Genomic DNA, 19,050 nt, shown 5'->3' with positions numbered 1-19,050 from the left:
CTCCGGTCTCAGACGAGCATACCCATCGGATTTTCGATGTAGCCCTTGAACGCCTGCAGCAGTTCCGCACCAAGCGCGCCGTCGACGCAGCGATGGTCGGTCGACAGCGTGACCGTCATCACGGTTGCGACAGCCAGCTGGCCGTTCTTGACGACGGGGCGCTGCTCGCCCGCGCCGACTGCGAGGATCGTTGCATGCGGCGGGTTGATGACGGCTGCGAACTGCTTGACGCCCATCATGCCCATGTTGGAGACCGAGCTGGTTCCGCCTTGGTATTCTTCGGGCTTCAGCTTGCGATCCTTGGCGCGCTTGCCGAGATCACGCATCTCGTTGGAGATGGCCGACAGGGTCTTCTCCTCGGCCTTGCGGATGATCGGGGTGATCAGGCCGCCAGGGATCGAGACGGCAACGCCGACATCGGCGTGCTTGTGCTTGACCATGTTGGCTTCGGTCCAGGAGACGTTCGCATCCGGAACATCGCGCAGAGCCAGCGCCATAGCCTTGATGACCATATCGTTGACCGACAGCTTGTAGGACGGCGCACCATCCTTGCGGGGAGCGGCATCGTTCAGCTGGGCACGCAGAGACATCAGTGCATCGAGCTCGCAATCCACGGTGACGTAGAAGTGCGGCACAGTCTGCTTGGACTCGACGAGGCGCTTGGCGATGACCTTGCGCATGCCATCATGCGGCACGAGCTCGTAAGAGCCCGGTTCGAACAGCTTGAGAACGCTCTCGTCCGATGCGCCCTTCGGGGCTGCAGCAGGAGCCGGTGCGGCAGCCTGCGGAGCAGCAGCAGCCGGAGCAGCCTTTGCACCACCACCTGACACGGCCGCTTCGACATCGCTCTTGACAACGCGGCCGTGAGGGCCGGAGCCTGATATGGCCGAGAGATCGATACCGGATTCCTTGGCGAGTCGACGCGCAAGCGGCGAGGAGAAGGTGCGATTTCCGCCTGCGGGAGCCGCTGCAGGAACCGGTGCGGCAGCAGCCGGAGCCGGTGCTGCCGGCGCTGCTTCCGTCTTCGGGGCTTCAGCAGCCTTCGGCGCCGGTGCGGCAGAGCCTGCACCGCTTGCAGCAGCGGATACATCTTCGCCATCGGCAGCAAGCACGGCGATCAAGGCATTGACCTTGACGCCTTCCGTGCCGGCAGGAACGACGATCTTGGCAACCGTCCCCTCATCGACGGCTTCGACTTCCATCGTTGCCTTGTCGGTTTCGATTTCCGCAATGATGTCGCCCGACTTGACCGTGTCGCCTTCCTTGACGAGCCACTTGGCCAGATTGCCTTCTTCCATCGTCGGAGAGAGGGCAGGCATCGTGATGTTGATAGGCATCGAAATACCCTCCCCTTGTTACTTGTAGCAAACGGCCTTTACGGCATCGACGACCTCGGCGACGCTCGGCAGTGCGAGCTTCTCGAGATTGGCGGCGTAGGGCATCGGAACGTCCTTGCCGGCGATCGTGAGAACCGGCGCATCGAGGTAGTCAAAGGCCTGCTGCATGACGCGAGTAGCGATTTCGGTGCCGACCGAGTTCTGCGGATAGCCTTCCTCGACGGTGACCAGACGGCCGGTCTTCTTGACCGATTCAATCACGGTCGGAAGGTCCATCGGGCGCAGCGTGCGCAGATCGATCAGCTCGGCATCGATGCCGATCTTTTCGAGTTCGGCGACGGCCTTGGTGGCATAGGTCATGCCGATGCCGAAGGAGACGATCGTGACGTCCTTGCCCGGACGATGGATGCGAGCCTTGCCGATCGGGAGAACGAAATTATCGAGCTTCGGCACATCGAAATGCTGACCGTAGAGGATTTCGTTCTCGAGGAAGACAACAGGGTTCGGATCGCGGATGGCAGCCTTGAGCAGACCCTTTGCGTCGGATGCCGTGTAGGGCATGACGACCTTGAGGCCCGGGATCTGGCTGTACCATGCCGAGTAGTCCTGGCTGTGCTGGGCACCGACGCGGGCAGCTGCACCGTTCGGGCCGCGGAAGACGATCGGAGCACCCATCTGGCCACCGGACATGTAGAGCGTCTTGGCGGCGGAGTTGATGATCTGGTCGATCGCCTGCATGGCGAAGTTGAAGGTCATGAACTCGACGATCGGCTTCAGACCGGACATGGCAGCACCGACGCCGACGCCGGCAAAGCCGTGCTCGGTGATCGGGGTGTCGATGACGCGGCGGGCGCCGAATTCCTGCAGAAGACCCTGGGTGACCTTGTAGGCGCCCTGGTATTCGGCAACTTCTTCGCCCATGACGAAGACGCTGTCGTCGGCGCGCATTTCTTCGGCCATGGCATCGCGAAGCGCTTCGCGAACAGTCATGGAGACCATTTCCGTACCAGCCGGAATTTCCGGATCGTTCGGCACGGCAGCCTTCGGCTCGGCCGGAACCGGAGCAGCAGCGGCAGCAGGCTTTTCTTCCGCCTGCGAAGCGGCAGCGGCAGGTGCGCGCTGCGCCGCAGGTGCGGCAGAGATGTCGGACGCCGATTCGCCGTCCTGAAGCAGGACCGCGATCTTGGCATTGACCTTCACGTTTTCTGTGCCGGCCGGAACCAGGAGCTTGCCGATGACGCCTTCATCGACGGCTTCGACTTCCATCGTTGCCTTGTCGGTTTCGATTTCGGCGATCACGTCACCAGACTTGACGGTGTCGCCTTCCTGCTTGAGCCACTTGGAAAGCGTGCCTTCTTCCATCGTCGGAGAGAGGGCGGGCATGAGAATATCGATTGGCATGGGTCGTCCCTCCCCGATTAGAGCAGAATGTCAGTGTAGAGCTCGGATGCATCCGGCTCCGGATCGGACTGGGCGAAGTCGGCGCTGTCGGCAACGACATCGCGGACATCCTTGTCGATCGCCTTCAGATCGTCTTCCGAGGCCCAACCCTTCTCAAGGAGGCGCGCACGCACCTGCTCGATCGGATCCTGCTCGGAGCGCATCTTCTGCACTTCTTCCTTCGTGCGGTACTTCGCCGGGTCGGACATCGAGTGACCGCGATAGCGGTAGGTCAGCATCTCGAGGATGATCGGACCCTTGCCGGAGCGGCAATGCTCGAGGGCTTCGTCGGCTGCGGCCTTTACGGCGCGGACATCCATGCCATCGACCTGGATGCCGGGGATGCCGAAGCCGGAGCCACGCAGGGAGTAGTTCGACTGCGCGGTCGCGCGGGCAGTCGAGGTGCCCATGGCGTAACGGTTGTTTTCGACGATGTAGATGATCGGGAGCTTCCAGAGAGCAGCCATGTTGAAGCTCTCGTAGACCTGGCCCTGGTTCGCAGCACCGTCACCGAAGTAAGCGACGGAAACGCTGTCATTGCCGCGGTAGCGATTGGCGAAAGCGAGACCCGTTCCGAGCGAAACCTGGGCGCCGACGATGCCGTGACCGCCGTAAAAATGTTTCTCTTTCGAGAACATGTGCATCGAGCCGCCCTTGCCACGCGAATAACCGCTACGGCGGCCGGTCAGTTCGGCCATGACGCCACGCGCGCTCATGCCGGTCGCCAACATATGGCCGTGATCGCGATAGGCGGTGATAACCTGATCGCCTTCTTTCTGCGCCATCTGCATGCCGACGACGACGGCTTCCTGACCGATGTAGAGGTGACAGAAGCCGCCAATGAAGCCCATGCCGTAGAGCTGCCCGGCCTTCTCTTCGAAGCGGCGGATCAGCAGCATTTCGCGGTAGGCCTTGAGCTCCTCGTCGCGCGTGAAATCAGCGACAGGACCACCATTCGAGGCCTTGTTTGCCGGCTTTGCGCTAGTTTTACGGCTGGAAACGGTCGCGGTTTTTCGCGGCGCCATTCAACCCTCCCTATGGGTTTGTCGGTTCTTTGGTGGCGCACACCATAGGGAAGAAATTTAGCCACAGCAATGCCATAAATGCATGGCTCGTATTCATCAGTAAATCACTGATAAATAACGCTTTATATCGATTAACTGAATTTCGGTTAATTCGAATAGTGATTGAATATGACGATCTCATCGGCGCGAGAAACATTAAGCTGAAGACGCGCTTTCTCGTCCAGCATGTCCTTGTCCATCGAACCGTCGCTCAGCAGCGCGACCTGCTTTTCAAGATGCTCGCGCTTGCCTTTCAGAACCGCCAACTCCCTTTCGCGCGCTATCCGCTGGCGCTCGAACCCCTCGGTTGCCCGCAGACCGTAATCACCATGAATGCAATGATAGCCGAAGTAGGAGAGAAACGCGACCGTCATCGCGGGAACCACGAAACGACCGATCTTTTTCTTCTTGTGATGCTTTGTCCACATAAACGCACGCTCGAACGCATTACCTCGATGCGCTCAAGACTACCGGGCAGAGATTAACTGTCCGTTGACTATGAAAAATCGGGCAAGAAAAAACCCGCGCCTTCCGAAGGCGCGGGTCGAAGTGGTTGAAATCAGGCGCAATTAGCCGCGGATGATCGAGCGACCGGCATAGCGGGCCTGCGGGCCAAGACCTTCTTCGATGCGGATCAGCTGGTTGTACTTGGCGAGGCGGTCCGAGCGCGACAGCGAGCCGGTCTTAATCTGACCGCAGTTGGTGGCAACCGCCAGATCGGCAATCGTCGAATCTTCGGTTTCGCCCGAACGGTGCGACATGACGGCGGTGTAGGCTGCCTTGTGCGCGGTGTTGACGGCATCGAGCGTTTCCGTCAGCGAGCCGATCTGGTTAACCTTGATGAGGATCGAGTTGGCGACGCCCATCTTGATGCCGTCGCGCAGGCGAGCCGAGTTGGTGACGAAGAGATCATCGCCGACCAGTTGAACCTTCTTGCCAGCGAGATCGGTCAGCGCCTTCCAGCCGTCCCAATCGTCCTCGGCCATGCCGTCTTCGATCGAGACGATCGGATACTGGCCCGCGAGCTGCGCGAGGTATTCTGCCATGGCGCCCGGCTCCAGCGTGCGGCCTTCGCCTTCGAGAACGTACTTGCCATCCTTGAAGAATTCCGTCGAGGCGCAATCGAGGCCAAGGCAGATATCGTCTCCAGGCTTGTAGCCGGCTTTCTCGATCGACTTCATGATGAAGTCGAGGGCTTCAGGGGCGCTCTTCAGGCCCGGTGCGAAGCCGCCTTCGTCGCCGACGTTGGTGTTGTGGCCCTGAGCCGACAGTTCCTTCTTGAGGACGTGGAAAACTTCCGAACCCATGCGAACGGCTTCGCGAATGGAATCGGCGCCGACCGGCAGGATCATGAACTCCTGGAAGTCGATCGGGTTATCGGCATGCGCGCCACCGTTGATGATGTTCATCATCGGGACCGGCAGCAGGTGGGCGCTGGCGCCACCGACATAACGGTAGAGCGGCAGGCCGGCAGCCTGGGCAGCAGCCTTGGCAACCGCGAGCGATACGCCGAGGATGGCGTTGGCGCCGAGGCGCGACTTGTTCGGCGTGCCGTCCAGTTCGATCATGATGTTGTCGATCTGGATCTGGTTTTCGGCATCAATGCCGCCGATCGCGTCAAAGATTTCGGTGTTGGCGGCTTCGACAGCCTTTTCAACACCCTTGCCGAGATAGCGATTGCCACCATCGCGAACTTCAACAGCTTCGTGAGCACCGGTGGAAGCGCCCGACGGCACCGCCGCACGGCCCATGCTGCCGTCTTCGAGATAGACATCGACTTCGACAGTCGGATTGCCACGGCTGTCGAGAATCTCGCGGGCGATAATGTCGGTAATTGCAGTCATCGGTTCTTCCTGCTCGGTGGGTGATAACGTTGGAAGCCTGTTTAATCGAAGGCACACAAATTACAATGCCACACTGACGACAGATGGCATGCCACGGCCCTAACGGGTGAATATGTCAGGCTTTTGAAGCCACGCCCCGGCCGTTGGTTCGAGACAACGCTTATCAACTTTCAAAACCTGAAGTTTTGGAAATATAAATTTTGATCTTCAAGCTGGTTGCAAATTTATCGACCAGTAACCAATCACATTTATAGTTAATGGCCGAAAGGAAATAACAACTTCTTCGGCAGGCGTTATTGCATGATGCGCTTCCTTATGCGGCCAAGCCGCCTGCCACGATCCGTAGCTGCTGCTCGAAAATTTCCAATGGTTTCAGAAACGACGTCGTTCACTATTACAATTTACGGGGCATAGGATGAAACTCAATATTGCACGAGGCCTTGCCATCTTCGCGGTGGTCGTCGCCGCCGGGCTCATTGCTTCGATCGGCATACAAAACTACGCCTTCAATAAGCTACGCGTGAACGGCGAGATGTACCGGCAAATCGTCTACGGCAAGGATCTCGTTGCCGATATTCTGCCGCCGCCCCTCTATGTCGTTGAATCCTACATGCTTGCACTCGAGGCGGTGCAGCGCCCGGAGGTCGCCGGAAAGAACATCGACCGCATTCAGAATGTCCTGAAGCCCGCCTATGAGGATCGCCGCAAGTATTGGCAGGCAACCGCGCTCAGCACAGACCTCAAGGAAAAGCTTCTGAACGACGTCCTCATCAAAGGCGATACGTTCTGGAAGGTGATGCAGGACGAACTCGCGCCCGCCATCCTTAACCACGACTCTGCGGTCATCCCGACAGCCTTCGAGAAGCTTGCGACAAATTTTCATATCCACGAAACGGCGGTCAACCAGCTCGTTGATATGGCGAACGCTTTCCTGGCAAAGGCTGAAAAAGACGCGGCCGAACAGACAAGCATTCTCTCGGCGATCACGATTGCATCTGCGGCGGTCTCGCTTTGCCTGCTTCTTGGGGGCCTCTACGCCTTCCGCCGGCGCGCCATCGTGCCACTTTCGGCGATGCGCGACTACATGGCGATCCTGGCGGGCGGCGACTATTCCAAGGAAGTCCCCTTCAGCCACCGTGTCGATGAAATTGGCGAAATGGCACGCGCCGTCACGGTGTTCCGCGAATCGGCGCAAGAACGGAACAAAATCCGCGAACACCAGGATGCGGAGCGCCTGGCCCAAGCCCAGCGCGATGCAGCGCTGGCCGCCTCCAAGGCTGATGAGGATGCCGGCCGCGAACGCATCATCGTGAGCCTAAGCCGCGGCCTGGACCGTCTTTCCCGCGGCGACCTCACCGTCCAGCTCAACGAAGCATTCGCGCCAGATTACGAGAGGCTACGCGAGCAGTTCAATTCGAGCGTCCGCACGCTTTCCGGCACAATGAGGGATATAGCGACAGCAACCACTACGGTCAGGACTGGCACCAGCGAAATCGCAACAAGCACGGACGATCTGGCCCGGCGAACGGAACATCAGGCCGCGTCGCTGGAGCAGGCAGCCTCGGCGCTAGATCAGATCACGGTTACGGTCAAAAACTCGTCGGAACGCGCCCATGAAGCAAACGCGATGATGACGGTGACGAAGGAAAGCGCCAGCTATTCGGCAACTGTCGTACACGAGGCCGTAGCTGCGATGGAGAAGATCGAAGCATCATCCGTGCATATCGGCGAAATCATCAACGTCATCGACGAGATCGCCTTCCAGACCAACTTGCTCGCGCTCAATGCTGGTGTTGAGGCCGCTCGTGCAGGCGAGGCCGGAAAGGGTTTTGCCGTCGTGGCGCAAGAAGTGCGCGACCTCGCCGGCCGCTCTGCCAAGCTGGCGAAGGAAATCAAGCAGTTGGTCGAGACTTCGTCCAGTCAGGTGTCAACCGGCGTTGCCTTGGTGAACCGCACCGGCGAAGCCTTGAACAGTATCGATCAGCAGGTGCTGAAGGTGACGACGCTGATCGAGGCGATCGTGCGCTCTTCCTCTGAACAGACGACCGCGCTCGTCGAGGTCAATGCCGCCGTCAACACCATGGACAGCGTCACCCAACAAAACGCCGCGATGGCGGAGGAAACCAGCGCAGCCTGCCGCGAGCTTGGCAACGAGGCGCTACACCTCAATCACCTGCTCTCCCGCTTCGCTCTCGAAGGCACGGAGAGGACGGCAGGATCGGCATATTCCACAACGACGAGGTTGGCGCTCGCCGGTTGACGGCGAGCACGTCCATCCATTTATCCCGCCTTGGCAATCGCATCGAAGGCCAGCAGCTTTTCGAGAAGCCGCGGCATATCCCGCAGATAGACCATGTTGGGACCATCCGAAGGCGCATTGTCAGGATCTTCGTGGGTTTCCACGAATACGCCAGCGACGCCGACGGCGACCGCCGCACGCGCGAGCGTCTCCACGAACTCGCGCTGCCCTCCGCTCGAACCGCCCTGCCCGCCCGGCTGCTGGACCGAATGCGTGGCGTCGAAGACCACGGGGGCGCCCATCGCCACCATGATAGGCAGCGATCGCATGTCGGAGACCAGCGTATTGTAGCCGAAGGAAGCACCGCGTTCGCAAAGCAAGATGTTCGGATTTCCGCTCGAATTCAGCTTGTTGAGGACGTTCTTCATGTCCCAGGGCGCGAGGAACTGCCCCTTCTTGACGTTGATGACGCGGCCGGTCTTGGCGGCGGCAACGAGCAGGTCGGTCTGACGGCTGAGGAAAGCTGGGATCTGCAGGATGTCGACGACAGTGGCCACCTCGGCACACTGCTCTTCGGTATGAATGTCGGTCAGGACAGGAAAGCCGTATTCCTTCTTGAGATCGGTGAACACTTCAAGCGCCGTTTCGAGGCCGATACCGCGCTGCGCTGACAGCGACGTCCGGTTCGCCTTGTCAAAGGAGGACTTGTAGACGAGGCCGAGACCAAGCTTGTCGCAGAGTTCCTTCAGCACACCGGCGACCATGAAGGCATGCTCGCGGCTCTCCATCTGACAAGGCCCGGCAATCAGCGACAGCTTGCCGGAATTCGAAAAGGTGACGCGGCCGGCGCCTTCGCCGACCACGACTTCGGAATTTGTCTGGCTCATCGTTTCTCCTCGAAGGCGAAGAGAGCGCCCTGTCCGGGCGCGGCCTTCACCAGAATTCGATTGTTCTTGCGCGTATAGGTCATCCCGTTAGCAGCCAATTGCGCTTCTGTCACGGCGAGATCGCCGACTTTGAAAACGATGGCAACACCACGCAGACCGCGATCGTCGGAAGGCGCAGGGATGTCGAAGTAGGCGTCCAGTCCATCCGGGGAGAGAACACTCACTCTGGCATTCGGAGTTGTCACACTCACACCGAAGGCCTCATTGGTCGTTCCCAAGCTGTGGGCGGCGGCGCGCAGGAATGGTCCAAACGCCTTGGGGTCGGGTGCCCCAAGCACGATCTCTGCGATCCCAACCACCCCATTTGGATGCACTTGCAGGGCTTTCCGGTCGGCTGGCAGCGGGTTGACACGTTGGCATGTGAAGAAAAAGAAATCGGGAGCGCGCAGGTCAACTGCAAAGGCGAGCTTGAATGCGGCCGTCACCTCCGAGCCACCGGGCATCTTCATCGGCCGCTCGAACTGCAGCATCTCGCCGCCATTGATCTTTTCGGACAGAAATCGGGCATGGTCGCGATCGGCATCCGCCGTCGCAAAGACCACGGCAGACAGGCCATCGTCTCCACATCGGAATCGAAAGGCACGGTCCCGCGCGGTGAAGACATTGCCTTTCTGCGCCGAAGCTTCATGCAGTTCGGCATTAGCGACCCCGAGAGGCTCCAGATAAGTTTCGTCGGCGAAGAATATGCAGGCATTCTCGGTCCCAAACGGGTGCCGGGCGTCGGGCGCGACGGTGAATCCCAGCTTTCCGAGACGCTCGCGTGAGAGCCTGATATTTGGAACCGGCAGCACGATGTGGTCCAGCGGATGTGCTTCGCTCATGACAACTTCTCCGGAATTTGCGAAGATGTGCGCCGGGCAACAGGACAATGCAACCCCCTTCTACGCTTTCGGTCAAATGAGACGCAAAAACTCACCAAGTTGCAGGCAAGTTTTACGAAAATTTAGGTACTTGCGGAACACATATGGAACATATAGTGTCTGTTCTGGCTTTGTTTCACGACTCTGGGGTTCAACTTCGATGCTGACGCGCAAGCAACAGGAGCTTCTTCTCTTCATTCACGAGCGAATGAAGGAGTCCGGTGTCCCCCCTTCTTTTGATGAAATGAAGGATGCCTTGGACCTCGCGTCGAAGTCAGGCATCCACCGCCTGATTACCGCGCTGGAGGAACGGGGCTTCATTCGCCGACTGCCGAATCGAGCCCGCGCTCTGGAAGTCATCAAACTGCCCGAGGCATATAACCCGAGCCTGCAGCCCCGCCGCGGTTTTTCGCCGAGCGTTATCGAAGGCAGCCTCGGCAAACCACAGCCAGTTGTGGCACCGAAGCCAGCGCCGCAGGGTGACAACGGCGGTTCTGCCTCTGTACCGGTCATGGGACGGATTGCTGCCGGCGTACCGATTTCGGCAATTCAGAACAATACCCATGACATCACGGTTCCCGCGGACATGCTTGGCCCAGGCGAGCACTATGCGCTTGAGGTCAAGGGCGACTCGATGATCGAGGCCGGCATCTTTGATGGCGACACGGTAATCATCCGCAACGGCAGCACCGCCAATGCCGGCGACATCGTTGTTGCGCTTGTCGATGATGAGGAAGCGACGCTCAAGCGCTTCCGCCGGAAAGGCGCCTCCATTGCACTTGAGGCGGCGAACCCGGCTTACGAGACGCGCATTTTCGGGCCTGACCGTGTCAAGGTCCAGGGCAAGCTTGTCGGCCTCATTCGCCGCTATCATTGAAGGCAAGCGGCTCGCCGTCAAAGGTGCCGCTTCGCCAATTATACGCCCGATGGCGGATCCAAGGGCGGTCGAGCTTCGTATAGGCCGCCGTGACGACGGGCTACCTTGATCGTCGATCCTTACCTCAGCGGCACCAAAGCGACGCAAGGTTTCGCCGGTGAACAAAAGTGCGCCTGACCGGCACCCCGTCGTGCGGAGGCGAGCGGGTGTCACGACGATATCGGCCGTATCGCCGGCAGCGCCGAAGTAATCGGGATTTTCGACGATCGTCACGACGTAGCCGTTATCGTGCGTGGCTGTGCACCAGGCGCCTTTCAGGCATACAAATCGGTTCTCAGCGCTCGTCGCAGCCTGACGTAACGCATCGCGGGCATTGCGCAATTCCACGGCAGATAACCTTTCCGATCTGCCTTGACTGTCCCGCCGCCTGATAGCGTTGACACCCTCCAACAATTGCGGTGGTTGATCTAGCTCCGCGGCGAGCGCCCTTCGCCATTGGTCGAAAATGAAGTCAGGCGGATGCGGCCGGTTCGGTGCAAGGACTTGTCCTCTCACAATCGCGACGAGATTGCCGTCTTCGGCAATGACGATGTCGGGCGGCAGTTCGCTCGGCGCAACCGCAACAAGCACTGTTGCCAGCGCCGCAATGCCAGCGCCGAGGTAGCGGATCTTGGTGCGCAGAATGGCAAGTAAGAGGAACCCTGCAACCGCCACAGGAAAATACCAACCCGGCAATCTGCCGATATCGATATTGCCGCCCCAGGCCGAGACCATCTGGGCAATGGCGATCACGATGCCGAGCCCGAAACCGGCAATTTTCCACGGAATGACGTCGAGGCCAAAAGGTGTCAGCAGCATAGCGAACATGCCCATCGGCATCACCACGAAAGAGATCACCGGCATGGCCATGAGATTTGCCGGCAGACCATAAGCGCTGAGCCGGTGGAAGTGCTCGACGGCGAAAAGCGCGGTCGAGAAGCCGCCGATCATCGAGGTCAGCAGGATGCCACCAAAGAAGCGTATGATGAAAACGACGGGCTTTACTGCGGCGACCTGCAGCAAGGGATGTTCGCGCGGCGGCCTTCTTGACCAGATCGCGTAACCCGGGACGAGGGCAAGCGTCGCCGCAAACGACATCTGGAAGCTCGGGCCCAGGGCCTCGGATGGTGACAGGAGTAGGATCACCCACGCGGACAAGGCAATGTCGCGCAAGCTTATCGACGGGCGATCGAAGAACACCGCGGCGAGCATGATCGCCATCATGATGAATGCACGCTCCGCCGATACCGCGAAGCCCGAGATCATGTAGTAGGTCGTCAGCGCCACGAGCGCTCCGGCAGCGGCAATCTTCTTGGTCGGGTATGCCTGCACGATGGAAACAGGCTCAGCAACTGGCGCAGGCCGACGAAGAAGATGCCGGCAGACAGCGCCATGTTGAGGCCGGAGATTGCCACGATATGAGCCAGCCCCGCCTGCCGCAGAGCCTCGGTCGATTCCTGCGAGATTGCACGTCGCTCATCGGTGACAAGAGGAGCGGCGAAGGCGCCGGTGTCGCCCTGCAGGATTTCGCGGATACGGTCCCCTATTCCGCTTCGAAGCACGTCCAACCAGTTCACAGCGCTGTCCCAAACGGACCGCTGATCGGTGGTTACAGGCGATGAAGCGCTTGGCGCGCCATAGAAGAAGCCATTCGGGCCGATGCCATCGAAATAGGCGCTGAAGGCAAAATCATTGAGCCCGGGCAGTGCTGGCCCAGCCGGCGGCGTCAATCGCGCCCGGCCCGTCACCCACTCACCGATGGCGAAAGGTTCCGCCTGCCCTCGCGCGACCATGGAAACGCGCTCAGGTGGCCGCTTTATCTCGGGCGATTGCGTCGATGAGACGGAGACGATGTAACGCCACCGGCCACGGCCATCTCCTTCCCGGCGCTCGACACGGCCGATGATCGTCGTCGTCACCGCTGTCCAATATGATGGTCGCCTTGCTCCACGTCTCGAACTGGGCCGCGAACATCCCCGTTACGCAGAGCAAGCCCGCCAATGCGAGATTTCGAATGAGCCTGCGCCCCGGGCCCGCCATCAGCGCGACAACGGCGAATGCCGCGAACCACGCCACCATCCGGAGCTCGGCCTGGGCACTTCCAAGCACGAACCAGAGGATCGCGCCCGCCCCAGCGAAGACGGGCGAAACCAGGAAGAACCCCCCATGCTCTATCTCCGTTGCCACGGCGAGCCGAAGCCACACGGTACAACGATCCGACGCAGTCCTTATCCGTGTCGGCCACGGCACGAAGGATTGCGTCCGGAAAGTTAGCGGTGGTTCCGCAGGAACTCGTGGCACGAGGAAAGAAGGCTGTGCCGCGCGCCCAAACGCGTCCGCGCCGGGTGTTGCTTCCCTCACCTCCAATGGCCTCAACCCCGGCATGCATTGCGCCCAAAAACAGCCGCCCCTACAACCAGAATGAAAGCTCACGGGCTTCCACGCAAGAATAATCGATTGAAATCTGAAGGAAAATCGGAAGCCGGAAAAGCTAAGGATAATCATCAGCTTCTGCTATGCGCAGGGGTCATCGCAGAAGTGCCCAAAAGTTGATACTGCGATGCACAAAATGGCGTCACGGTAACTTGGCATTAGGCGCGCGATCATATAGCAATCATCGACGACGCTTAACCCTATGGCGCTTTTATGGCGCCAACCGCCAGTTTGGAGGATCATAATGACGGAACAAAGCGCAACACTGAAAATCGGTGACAAATCAGTCGATCTCGCCGTCAAGAGCGGCACGATCGGTCCTGACGTCATCGATATCGGCGCCCTGTACAAGAACACGGCTTCCTTCACGTACGATCCTGGTTTCACCTCGACCGCGTCCTGTGAATCGAAAATCACCTATATCGACGGTGACGCCGGCGTACTGCTGCATCGCGGCTATCCGATCGAGCAGCTCGCCGAGCACGGCGACTTCCTCGAAGTCTGCTATCTGCTTCTCTACGGAGAACTGCCGACCGCAGCCCAGAAGAAGGACTTCGACTATCGCGTGACGCATCACACGATGGTGCATGAGCAGATGAGCCGGTTCTTCACGGGCTTCCGCCGCGATGCACATCCGATGGCTGTCATGTGCGGTTGCGTCGGCGCGCTGTCGGCGTTCTACCACGACTCCACCGACATCACCGATCCGCATCAGCGCATGGTCGCAAGCCTGCGTATGATCGCCAAGATGCCAACGCTGGCCGCCATGGCCTACAAGTATCACATCGGCCAGCCCTTCGTTTACCCGAAGAACGATCTCGACTACGCGTCGAACTTCCTGCGCATGTGCTTTGCAGTTCCTTGCGAGGAATATGTGGTCAATCCGGTTCTGGCCCGCGCCATGGACCGCATCTTCATCCTGCACGCCGACCACGAGCAGAACGCGTCGACCTCGACCGTCCGCCTCGCCGGCTCGTCGGGTGCAAACCCGTTTGCCTGCATCGCAGCCGGCATTGCATGCCTCTGGGGCCCGGCACACGGCGGCGCCAACGAGGCAGCGCTGAACATGCTGACTGAGATCGGCACTGTTGACCGCATTCCGGAATACATCGCCCGCGCCAAGGACAAGCACGATCCGTTCCGCCTGATGGGCTTCGGTCACCGCGTCTACAAGAACTACGATCCGCGCGCAAAGATCATGCAGAAGACGACGCATGAGGTTCTCGGCGAACTCGGCGTCAAGGACGATCCGTTGCTCGAAGTTGCGATGGAACTCGAGCGCATCGCCCTGACCGATGAATACTTCATCGAGAAGAAGCTCTATCCGAACATCGACTTCTACTCCGGCATCACGCTGAAGGCCCTGGGCTTCCCCACGACCATGTTCACCGTGCTGTTTGCCCTGGCCCGTACGGTCGGCTGGATTGCCCAGTGGAACGAGATGATCGAAGATCCGGAGCAGCGTATCGGTCGCCCGCGCCAGCTTTATGTCGGCGAACCGGAGCGCGACTACGTGCCGGTTTCCAAGCGCTAATTGGCGATCACAGACAGCAAAAAGCCCGGTCAGAAATGACCGGGCTTTTTCTTTTGGAGAACGTCGAGAACAATCTCCGCCGCATGTTCTCCCGGCGGCTTCTCGGTCTGCATTCTCTGCCAGAGAACGTCGAAGCCCTGCATCATTGCCTGCCGTGGCAGGCTATCCGCTGAAAGCTTCTCCATCCAGCGAGCGAAGCTGCCGCCTCGGACCACGTCGTTGATATACTCGGGCACAACAGCGTAATCGGCGATCAAGTTCGGAAGCGCAGCACTCCACGTTTTGATCTTGCTGGTCATGAGCCTGATGATCCAGTCCGTCTTGTACGCCGAAACACAGGGAACGCCCGTCAAAGCCAGCTCAAGCACGACAGTGCCGGAGGCAGCCATGGCGGCATCGGCCTCCGTGAATGCTCGCCACTTCGCCTCGGCTCCCGTCACGATCTCCGGCTTGGCCGTCCAATCCTTGACGAGCTCACGGATCATGGCTTCACGGCGTGGCATCGTCGGCAAGATGAAACGCATCTCGCCGTTGCGCGCTACCAACTCGCTAATGGCATCGCCAAAGTGTGGCAGCAGCTTGGCGATCTCCGACGAGCGCGAACCCGGCAGAAGCATGACTGTCTTGCGGTCGGCCTGGTTTCGCGGCTTCGTCTGCGCGCGCTGGCGTCGTGCATCCAACAGGTTGGGATCGGCTGTCAAGCGGTGGCCGACATAAGTTGTCGGCGGCCCGCCCAGCTTGCGCATCACGTCCGGTTCGAATGGCAACACAGCGAGCACATGGTCGACATAGGCGAGCATGCGCTGCGCCCGGTATTCCTTCCACGCCCATACGCTGGGGCAAACGTAGTTGACGACAGGCAAGCTGGGCAGCGCCGTGCGAACACGCTTTGCGACTCTGTGCGTGAAGTCGGGACTGTCGACGATAATAAGCACATCAGGCTTTGCGGCGATGATGGCCGACGCCGTCTCACCGATACGCCGAACGAGCCGCGGCAGCTTCGAAAGCACCTGGGTGATGCCCATGACCTGAAGGTCGGCGAAATCGAAAAGCGAGCGCAGACCCTGCGCCTCCAGCCCCTCGCCGCCAACGCCGATGAGTTCCACGTCGCCAGGAAACTTTCGTTTCAGAGCGGCGATCAGGTCGGCACCCAGGAGGTCGCCCGAAACCTCTCCAACAACAATGGCAACTCTCAGTGAAGCTTCGCTCACGCCAGCCCCCAGGATGACAATCCCCTATCCAGTCCGCATACAAAGATACCGGCTTCATCGGCAGCCTTGATGACGGCGTCGCGCTCCAGGATGAGCGAGCGGCCTGCCTCCACAGCCACTCCGGCAAGTCCTGCTCTCTGCACGTTCTCGATCGTCGAAATGCCGATCGATGGCAGGTCCGCGCGGATATCCTGCTGCGGTTTGCACAGTTTCACCAGCACGCCGCGGCGGCGCTGAGAAATTCGCCCCGCCGACCGCAGCTCGGTGACACGCCCCAGCATGCTGTCCGTGCCTTCCACGCCTTCGAGCGCGACAATGCGACCGCCGACCGACACCGACCCTTGGCCGACGTCCAGCCTGCCGAGCGCATCCGCTGCTTCTGCGGCTCGCGCGATGTCCTTCGCATCATCGGGGCTTGGTCGCACAGCGCCCAGCGGACCGACCGATGCCAGCAGATCCGGTGCGATCTCGTGCGCGCCGACGACCCGGCGCCCATTCTCTTCGATCAGCGTGATGACCATCCGCAACACGGTATCGTCGCCACCAGCGAGCAGCGTCCGGATTGTCGACGGTAATTTCACGAGGGTCCTCAGCGTCGGCCGCACTTCGCGCCATTCCGGACGCCGGCGTACACCACCAGACATCACGACGCGGTCGATGCCGTTGCCTTCGAATATCCGACTGAGAGCGGCAAAATCTCCGATCCCGATAACCGCATGGTCAAAGCCTTCCCAAGAGCGATCGGCCTCGTCCTTCAGAGCGATAATAAAGGGATTTTCACCTGCTTGCCGCGCCGCGGTGGCGACATAGGACGGCAGAAGCCCGCTACCTGCGATGATGGCCAAGCGGCCTTTTGCCATGTCACCCGCGAGAGCCAAGCATCACCCTTTCTGTCCCCTGGTCGGAGAGGAAAGAGCGCGATCGCTATCGGCTGCGATGAAGTCGAGGATCTGAAGGACCTGCTCGCAATCGGCGTATTCATCCCGGATCGCGGCGGCGTTGGCACGGATCGAACCGGCGCCTTCGAAGATCGCCTTGTAGGCGCGCCGCACGGCATGAATCGTCGCCCGGTCAACACCGGCGCGAGTCATGCCAACGACGTTCAGTCCACTCAGAAGGCCCGGATTGCCGTTCAGCATGCCATAGGGAATGACGTCATAGCTGACCGCAGAGAGACCGCCGACGAACGCCTGGCGACCGACACGCGTGAATTGGTGCACGGCACAGCCACCACCAAGAATGACACGGTCCTCAATCGTCACATGGCCGGCGAGCATCACGTTGTTGGACATGATGACGTTGTTTCCTACCCGGCAGTCATGGGCGATATGCGAATTCGCCAGGAAAAGGTTGTTGTCGCCGACAATCGTCTGGCCACCAAAATCGGCGGTACCCGTGTTCACCGTGACGCCCTCGCGGAACGTGCAGTTGTCGCCGACCGTCAAGGTCGTTTCTTCGCCGCCGTGATGGACGCTCTGCGGATCGCCGCCGATCACGGCCATCGGGAAAACGCGGCACCCCTTACCGAGCGTCGTCCTGCCGGATACGACCGAATGCGCCAGCAACTCCACGTTATCACCCAGCACGACCTTCGACCCGACATGGCAGAAAGGGCCGATCTTCACGTTCTCGCCAATCACGGCGCCATCTTCGACGACCGCCATGGCGTGAATGCTGGCGCTGGCTGCTATCGTGCTCATGCCTGATCCTTGCGAACGATCATCGCCCCGATGTCGGCTTCGGCGACGAGCGCTCCATCAACCTTAGCATCGCAATGGAACTTCCAGATATTACCGCGCTGTTTCTGTTTCTTCACGTGGTATTCGACGCGATCGCCGGGAACGACCGGCTTGCGGAAACGCGCGTTATCGATCGTCATGAAGTAGACGAGATTGCCGGTTTCGCCCTGCTTCTTGGCGCAGATCGCGCCGGCCGTCTGCGCCATCCCCTCGATGAGCAGAACTCCCGGCATAATTGGCGATTCCGGAAAGTGACCGGTGAAATGCGGTTCGTTTGCAGTCACGTTCTTGATACCGACCGCGGATTCGTCGCCATCGATCTCGATAATCCGGTCTACGAGCAAGAACGGATACCGGTGTGGCAGCAGCTTCATGATCTCGATGATATCTGCCGAAGAGAGCGAAGTCTTTGCTTCCTCAGTCATTCTTTTCTCCCGTTTTCTTGCCGCCGGTTGATCGCGCCAAAATCGCGGCCGTCTCCCGTAGAAAATCGTTGATGGGGCGGGCCGGCACACCGCCGTAGCGCTCACCAGCGGGGATGTCTCCGATCACGCCGCTCTTTGCAGCGATCTGCACCCCGTCGCCAATCTTGATATGTCCGTTCAGTCCTGCCTGACCGCCGATCTGCACGCCGTCGCCAAGCACCGTGCTGCCGGCAATGCCGACCTGCGAAACGATGGCACAGTGACGCCCGATGCGGACGTTGTGGCCGATCTGGACCTGATTGTCGATCTTCGTGCCCTCGCCGACGACCGTATCATCCATCGTACCACGATCAATCGTTGTATTCGCGCCAATCTCGACATGATCCTGGATGATCACCCGGCCGATCTGAACGATCTTGATCATCCCGCGTGGACCCGGAGCGTAGCCGAAACCATCCTGGCCGATCCGTGCACCATTGTGAATGATGACGCTGTTGCCAATGAGGGCGCAGAGCACGCTTGCGCCAGCCGCGATCGTGCAATTGCGGCCGATCTTGACGTTGGGCCCAATGATAGCGCCGGCGCCAATATGTGTACCCTCGCCGATTTCAGCGTGCGCACCGACCACCGCCATCGGCTCGATCGAAACCTTCCCTTCGAGACGGGCCGTAGGATCAACAACCGCGCGATCCGAAATACCAGGGGCTTCGGAAAAAAGGGCTTCTGGCCGCAGCGCCTTCGGGTAGAGGAATCCACCCGCCATCGCAAAGGCCGCATGGGCATTCTTCGAAATCAGAACAGGCAGATGATCCGGCACCAGCGAGCGCAGCCCCGCGCTGCAAAGCACTGCAGACGCTGCGCATGTCGCAAGCTCGTCCTTGCTCCGCTTCGAGATGATGTAACAGAGATCGCCCGCCTTCGCCCGACTTACGGGGGAAACGGAACGGATCACGACATCTGCATTTTTGGGGTCAGCAAGCTCTGCCCCAAGATACTGCGCCAACTCCGAGAGTTTCACGCCATCATGGGGCAGAAAAAAGCTATTTTGCTCCATCGGCAAA

General features: G+C 59.9%; 15 protein-coding genes and 1 pseudogene. 3 read left to right on the top strand and 13 right to left on the bottom strand.

Annotation, left to right across the window (positions count from 1 at the left end):
- Positions 1–8: 8 nt before the first annotated feature.
- The 5 genes from AS026_RS34720 to eno form a co-directional block, all read right to left on the bottom strand.
- Positions 9–1,337: a pyruvate dehydrogenase complex dihydrolipoamide acetyltransferase gene (locus tag AS026_RS34720; RefSeq protein ID WP_025659023.1), complete on the bottom strand. Its 1,329-nt coding sequence runs from the start codon at positions 1,335–1,337 to the stop codon at positions 9–11.
- Positions 1,338–1,355: 18 nt separating this feature from the next.
- Positions 1,356–2,738 (bottom strand): pyruvate dehydrogenase complex E1 component subunit beta, encoded by a 1,383-nt coding sequence (locus AS026_RS34715; RefSeq protein ID WP_062375400.1) that lies wholly within the window; start codon positions 2,736–2,738, stop codon positions 1,356–1,358.
- A gap of 17 nt (positions 2,739–2,755) precedes the next feature.
- Positions 2,756–3,802, bottom strand: coding sequence for a pyruvate dehydrogenase (acetyl-transferring) E1 component subunit alpha (gene pdhA / locus AS026_RS34710; RefSeq protein ID WP_018858807.1), 1,047 nt, complete (start codon positions 3,800–3,802; stop codon positions 2,756–2,758).
- Between the two features lie 146 nt (positions 3,803–3,948).
- A complete protein-coding gene (locus tag AS026_RS34705; RefSeq protein ID WP_007532419.1) occupies positions 3,949–4,269 on the bottom strand; it encodes an FtsB family cell division protein in 321 nt (106 codons plus the stop codon).
- A 141-nt stretch (positions 4,270–4,410) separates the two neighbouring features.
- Positions 4,411–5,685 (bottom strand): phosphopyruvate hydratase, encoded by a 1,275-nt coding sequence (eno, locus tag AS026_RS34700; RefSeq protein WP_025659026.1) that lies wholly within the window; start codon positions 5,683–5,685, stop codon positions 4,411–4,413.
- Between the two features lie 415 nt (positions 5,686–6,100).
- Here eno and AS026_RS34695 point away from each other — a divergent pair, with 415 nt between their 5' ends.
- The gene (locus AS026_RS34695; RefSeq protein WP_062375398.1) at positions 6,101–7,945 is read left to right on the top strand and encodes a methyl-accepting chemotaxis protein; all 1,845 of its coding nucleotides are present in this window, start codon (positions 6,101–6,103) and stop codon (positions 7,943–7,945) included.
- Between the two features lie 20 nt (positions 7,946–7,965).
- Here the strand turns inward: AS026_RS34695 and kdsA are convergent, their stop codons facing one another.
- Entirely contained in the window at positions 7,966–8,811 is an 846-nt protein-coding gene (kdsA, locus tag AS026_RS34690) for a 3-deoxy-8-phosphooctulonate synthase (protein ID WP_062375396.1), read from the bottom strand.
- On the bottom strand, positions 8,808–9,692 hold the full coding sequence (locus AS026_RS34685; RefSeq protein WP_025659029.1) for a VOC family protein: 885 nt from the start codon (positions 9,690–9,692) through the stop codon (positions 8,808–8,810). The genes kdsA and AS026_RS34685 overlap by 4 nt, the downstream gene beginning before the upstream one ends.
- A gap of 199 nt (positions 9,693–9,891) precedes the next feature.
- On the opposite strand from AS026_RS34685, the gene lexA reads away from it, so the two are divergent.
- Entirely contained in the window at positions 9,892–10,608 is a 717-nt protein-coding gene (gene lexA, locus AS026_RS34680) for a transcriptional repressor LexA (protein ID WP_025659030.1), read from the top strand.
- Here the strand turns inward: lexA and AS026_RS34675 are convergent.
- Positions 10,589–13,032, bottom strand: a pseudogene (locus AS026_RS34675) (ComEC/Rec2 family competence protein). The gene lexA and the pseudogene AS026_RS34675 sit on opposite strands and share 20 nt — an antisense overlap.
- Positions 13,033–13,324: 292 nt before the next feature.
- Here AS026_RS34675 and gltA point away from each other — a divergent pair.
- Positions 13,325–14,614 (top strand): citrate synthase, encoded by a 1,290-nt coding sequence (gltA, locus tag AS026_RS34670; RefSeq protein WP_062375394.1) that lies wholly within the window; start codon positions 13,325–13,327, stop codon positions 14,612–14,614.
- Between the two features lie 29 nt (positions 14,615–14,643).
- Here gltA and lpxB read toward each other — a convergent pair whose 3' ends face one another.
- The 5 genes from lpxB to lpxD are packed head-to-tail and all read right to left on the bottom strand — an operon-like array spanning position 14,644 to position 19,043.
- Entirely contained in the window at positions 14,644–15,825 is a 1,182-nt protein-coding gene (gene lpxB, locus AS026_RS34665; RefSeq protein ID WP_062375393.1) for a lipid-A-disaccharide synthase, read from the bottom strand.
- The gene (locus AS026_RS34660; RefSeq protein WP_062375391.1) at positions 15,822–16,703 is read right to left on the bottom strand and encodes an LpxI family protein; all 882 of its coding nucleotides are present in this window, start codon (positions 16,701–16,703) and stop codon (positions 15,822–15,824) included. Before AS026_RS34660 ends, lpxB begins: the two co-directional genes overlap by 4 nt.
- A gap of 3 nt (positions 16,704–16,706) precedes the next feature.
- The gene (gene lpxA / locus AS026_RS34655; protein WP_025659033.1) at positions 16,707–17,525 is read right to left on the bottom strand and encodes an acyl-ACP--UDP-N-acetylglucosamine O-acyltransferase; all 819 of its coding nucleotides are present in this window, start codon (positions 17,523–17,525) and stop codon (positions 16,707–16,709) included.
- A complete protein-coding gene (gene fabZ / locus AS026_RS34650) occupies positions 17,522–17,989 on the bottom strand; it encodes a 3-hydroxyacyl-ACP dehydratase FabZ (RefSeq protein WP_018858817.1) in 468 nt (155 codons plus the stop codon). The genes lpxA and fabZ overlap by 4 nt, the downstream gene beginning before the upstream one ends.
- Entirely contained in the window at positions 17,982–19,043 is a 1,062-nt protein-coding gene (gene lpxD, locus AS026_RS34645; protein WP_062375388.1) for a UDP-3-O-(3-hydroxymyristoyl)glucosamine N-acyltransferase, read from the bottom strand. The genes fabZ and lpxD overlap by 8 nt, the downstream gene beginning before the upstream one ends.
- Positions 19,044–19,050: the final 7 nt, after the last annotated feature.

Origin of the sequence: Rhizobium altiplani, assembly GCF_001542405.1 — a bacterium.
Classification (GTDB): domain Bacteria; phylum Pseudomonadota; class Alphaproteobacteria; order Rhizobiales; family Rhizobiaceae; genus Rhizobium; species Rhizobium altiplani.
This window is presented reverse-complemented; position numbering and strand designations above follow the sequence as displayed.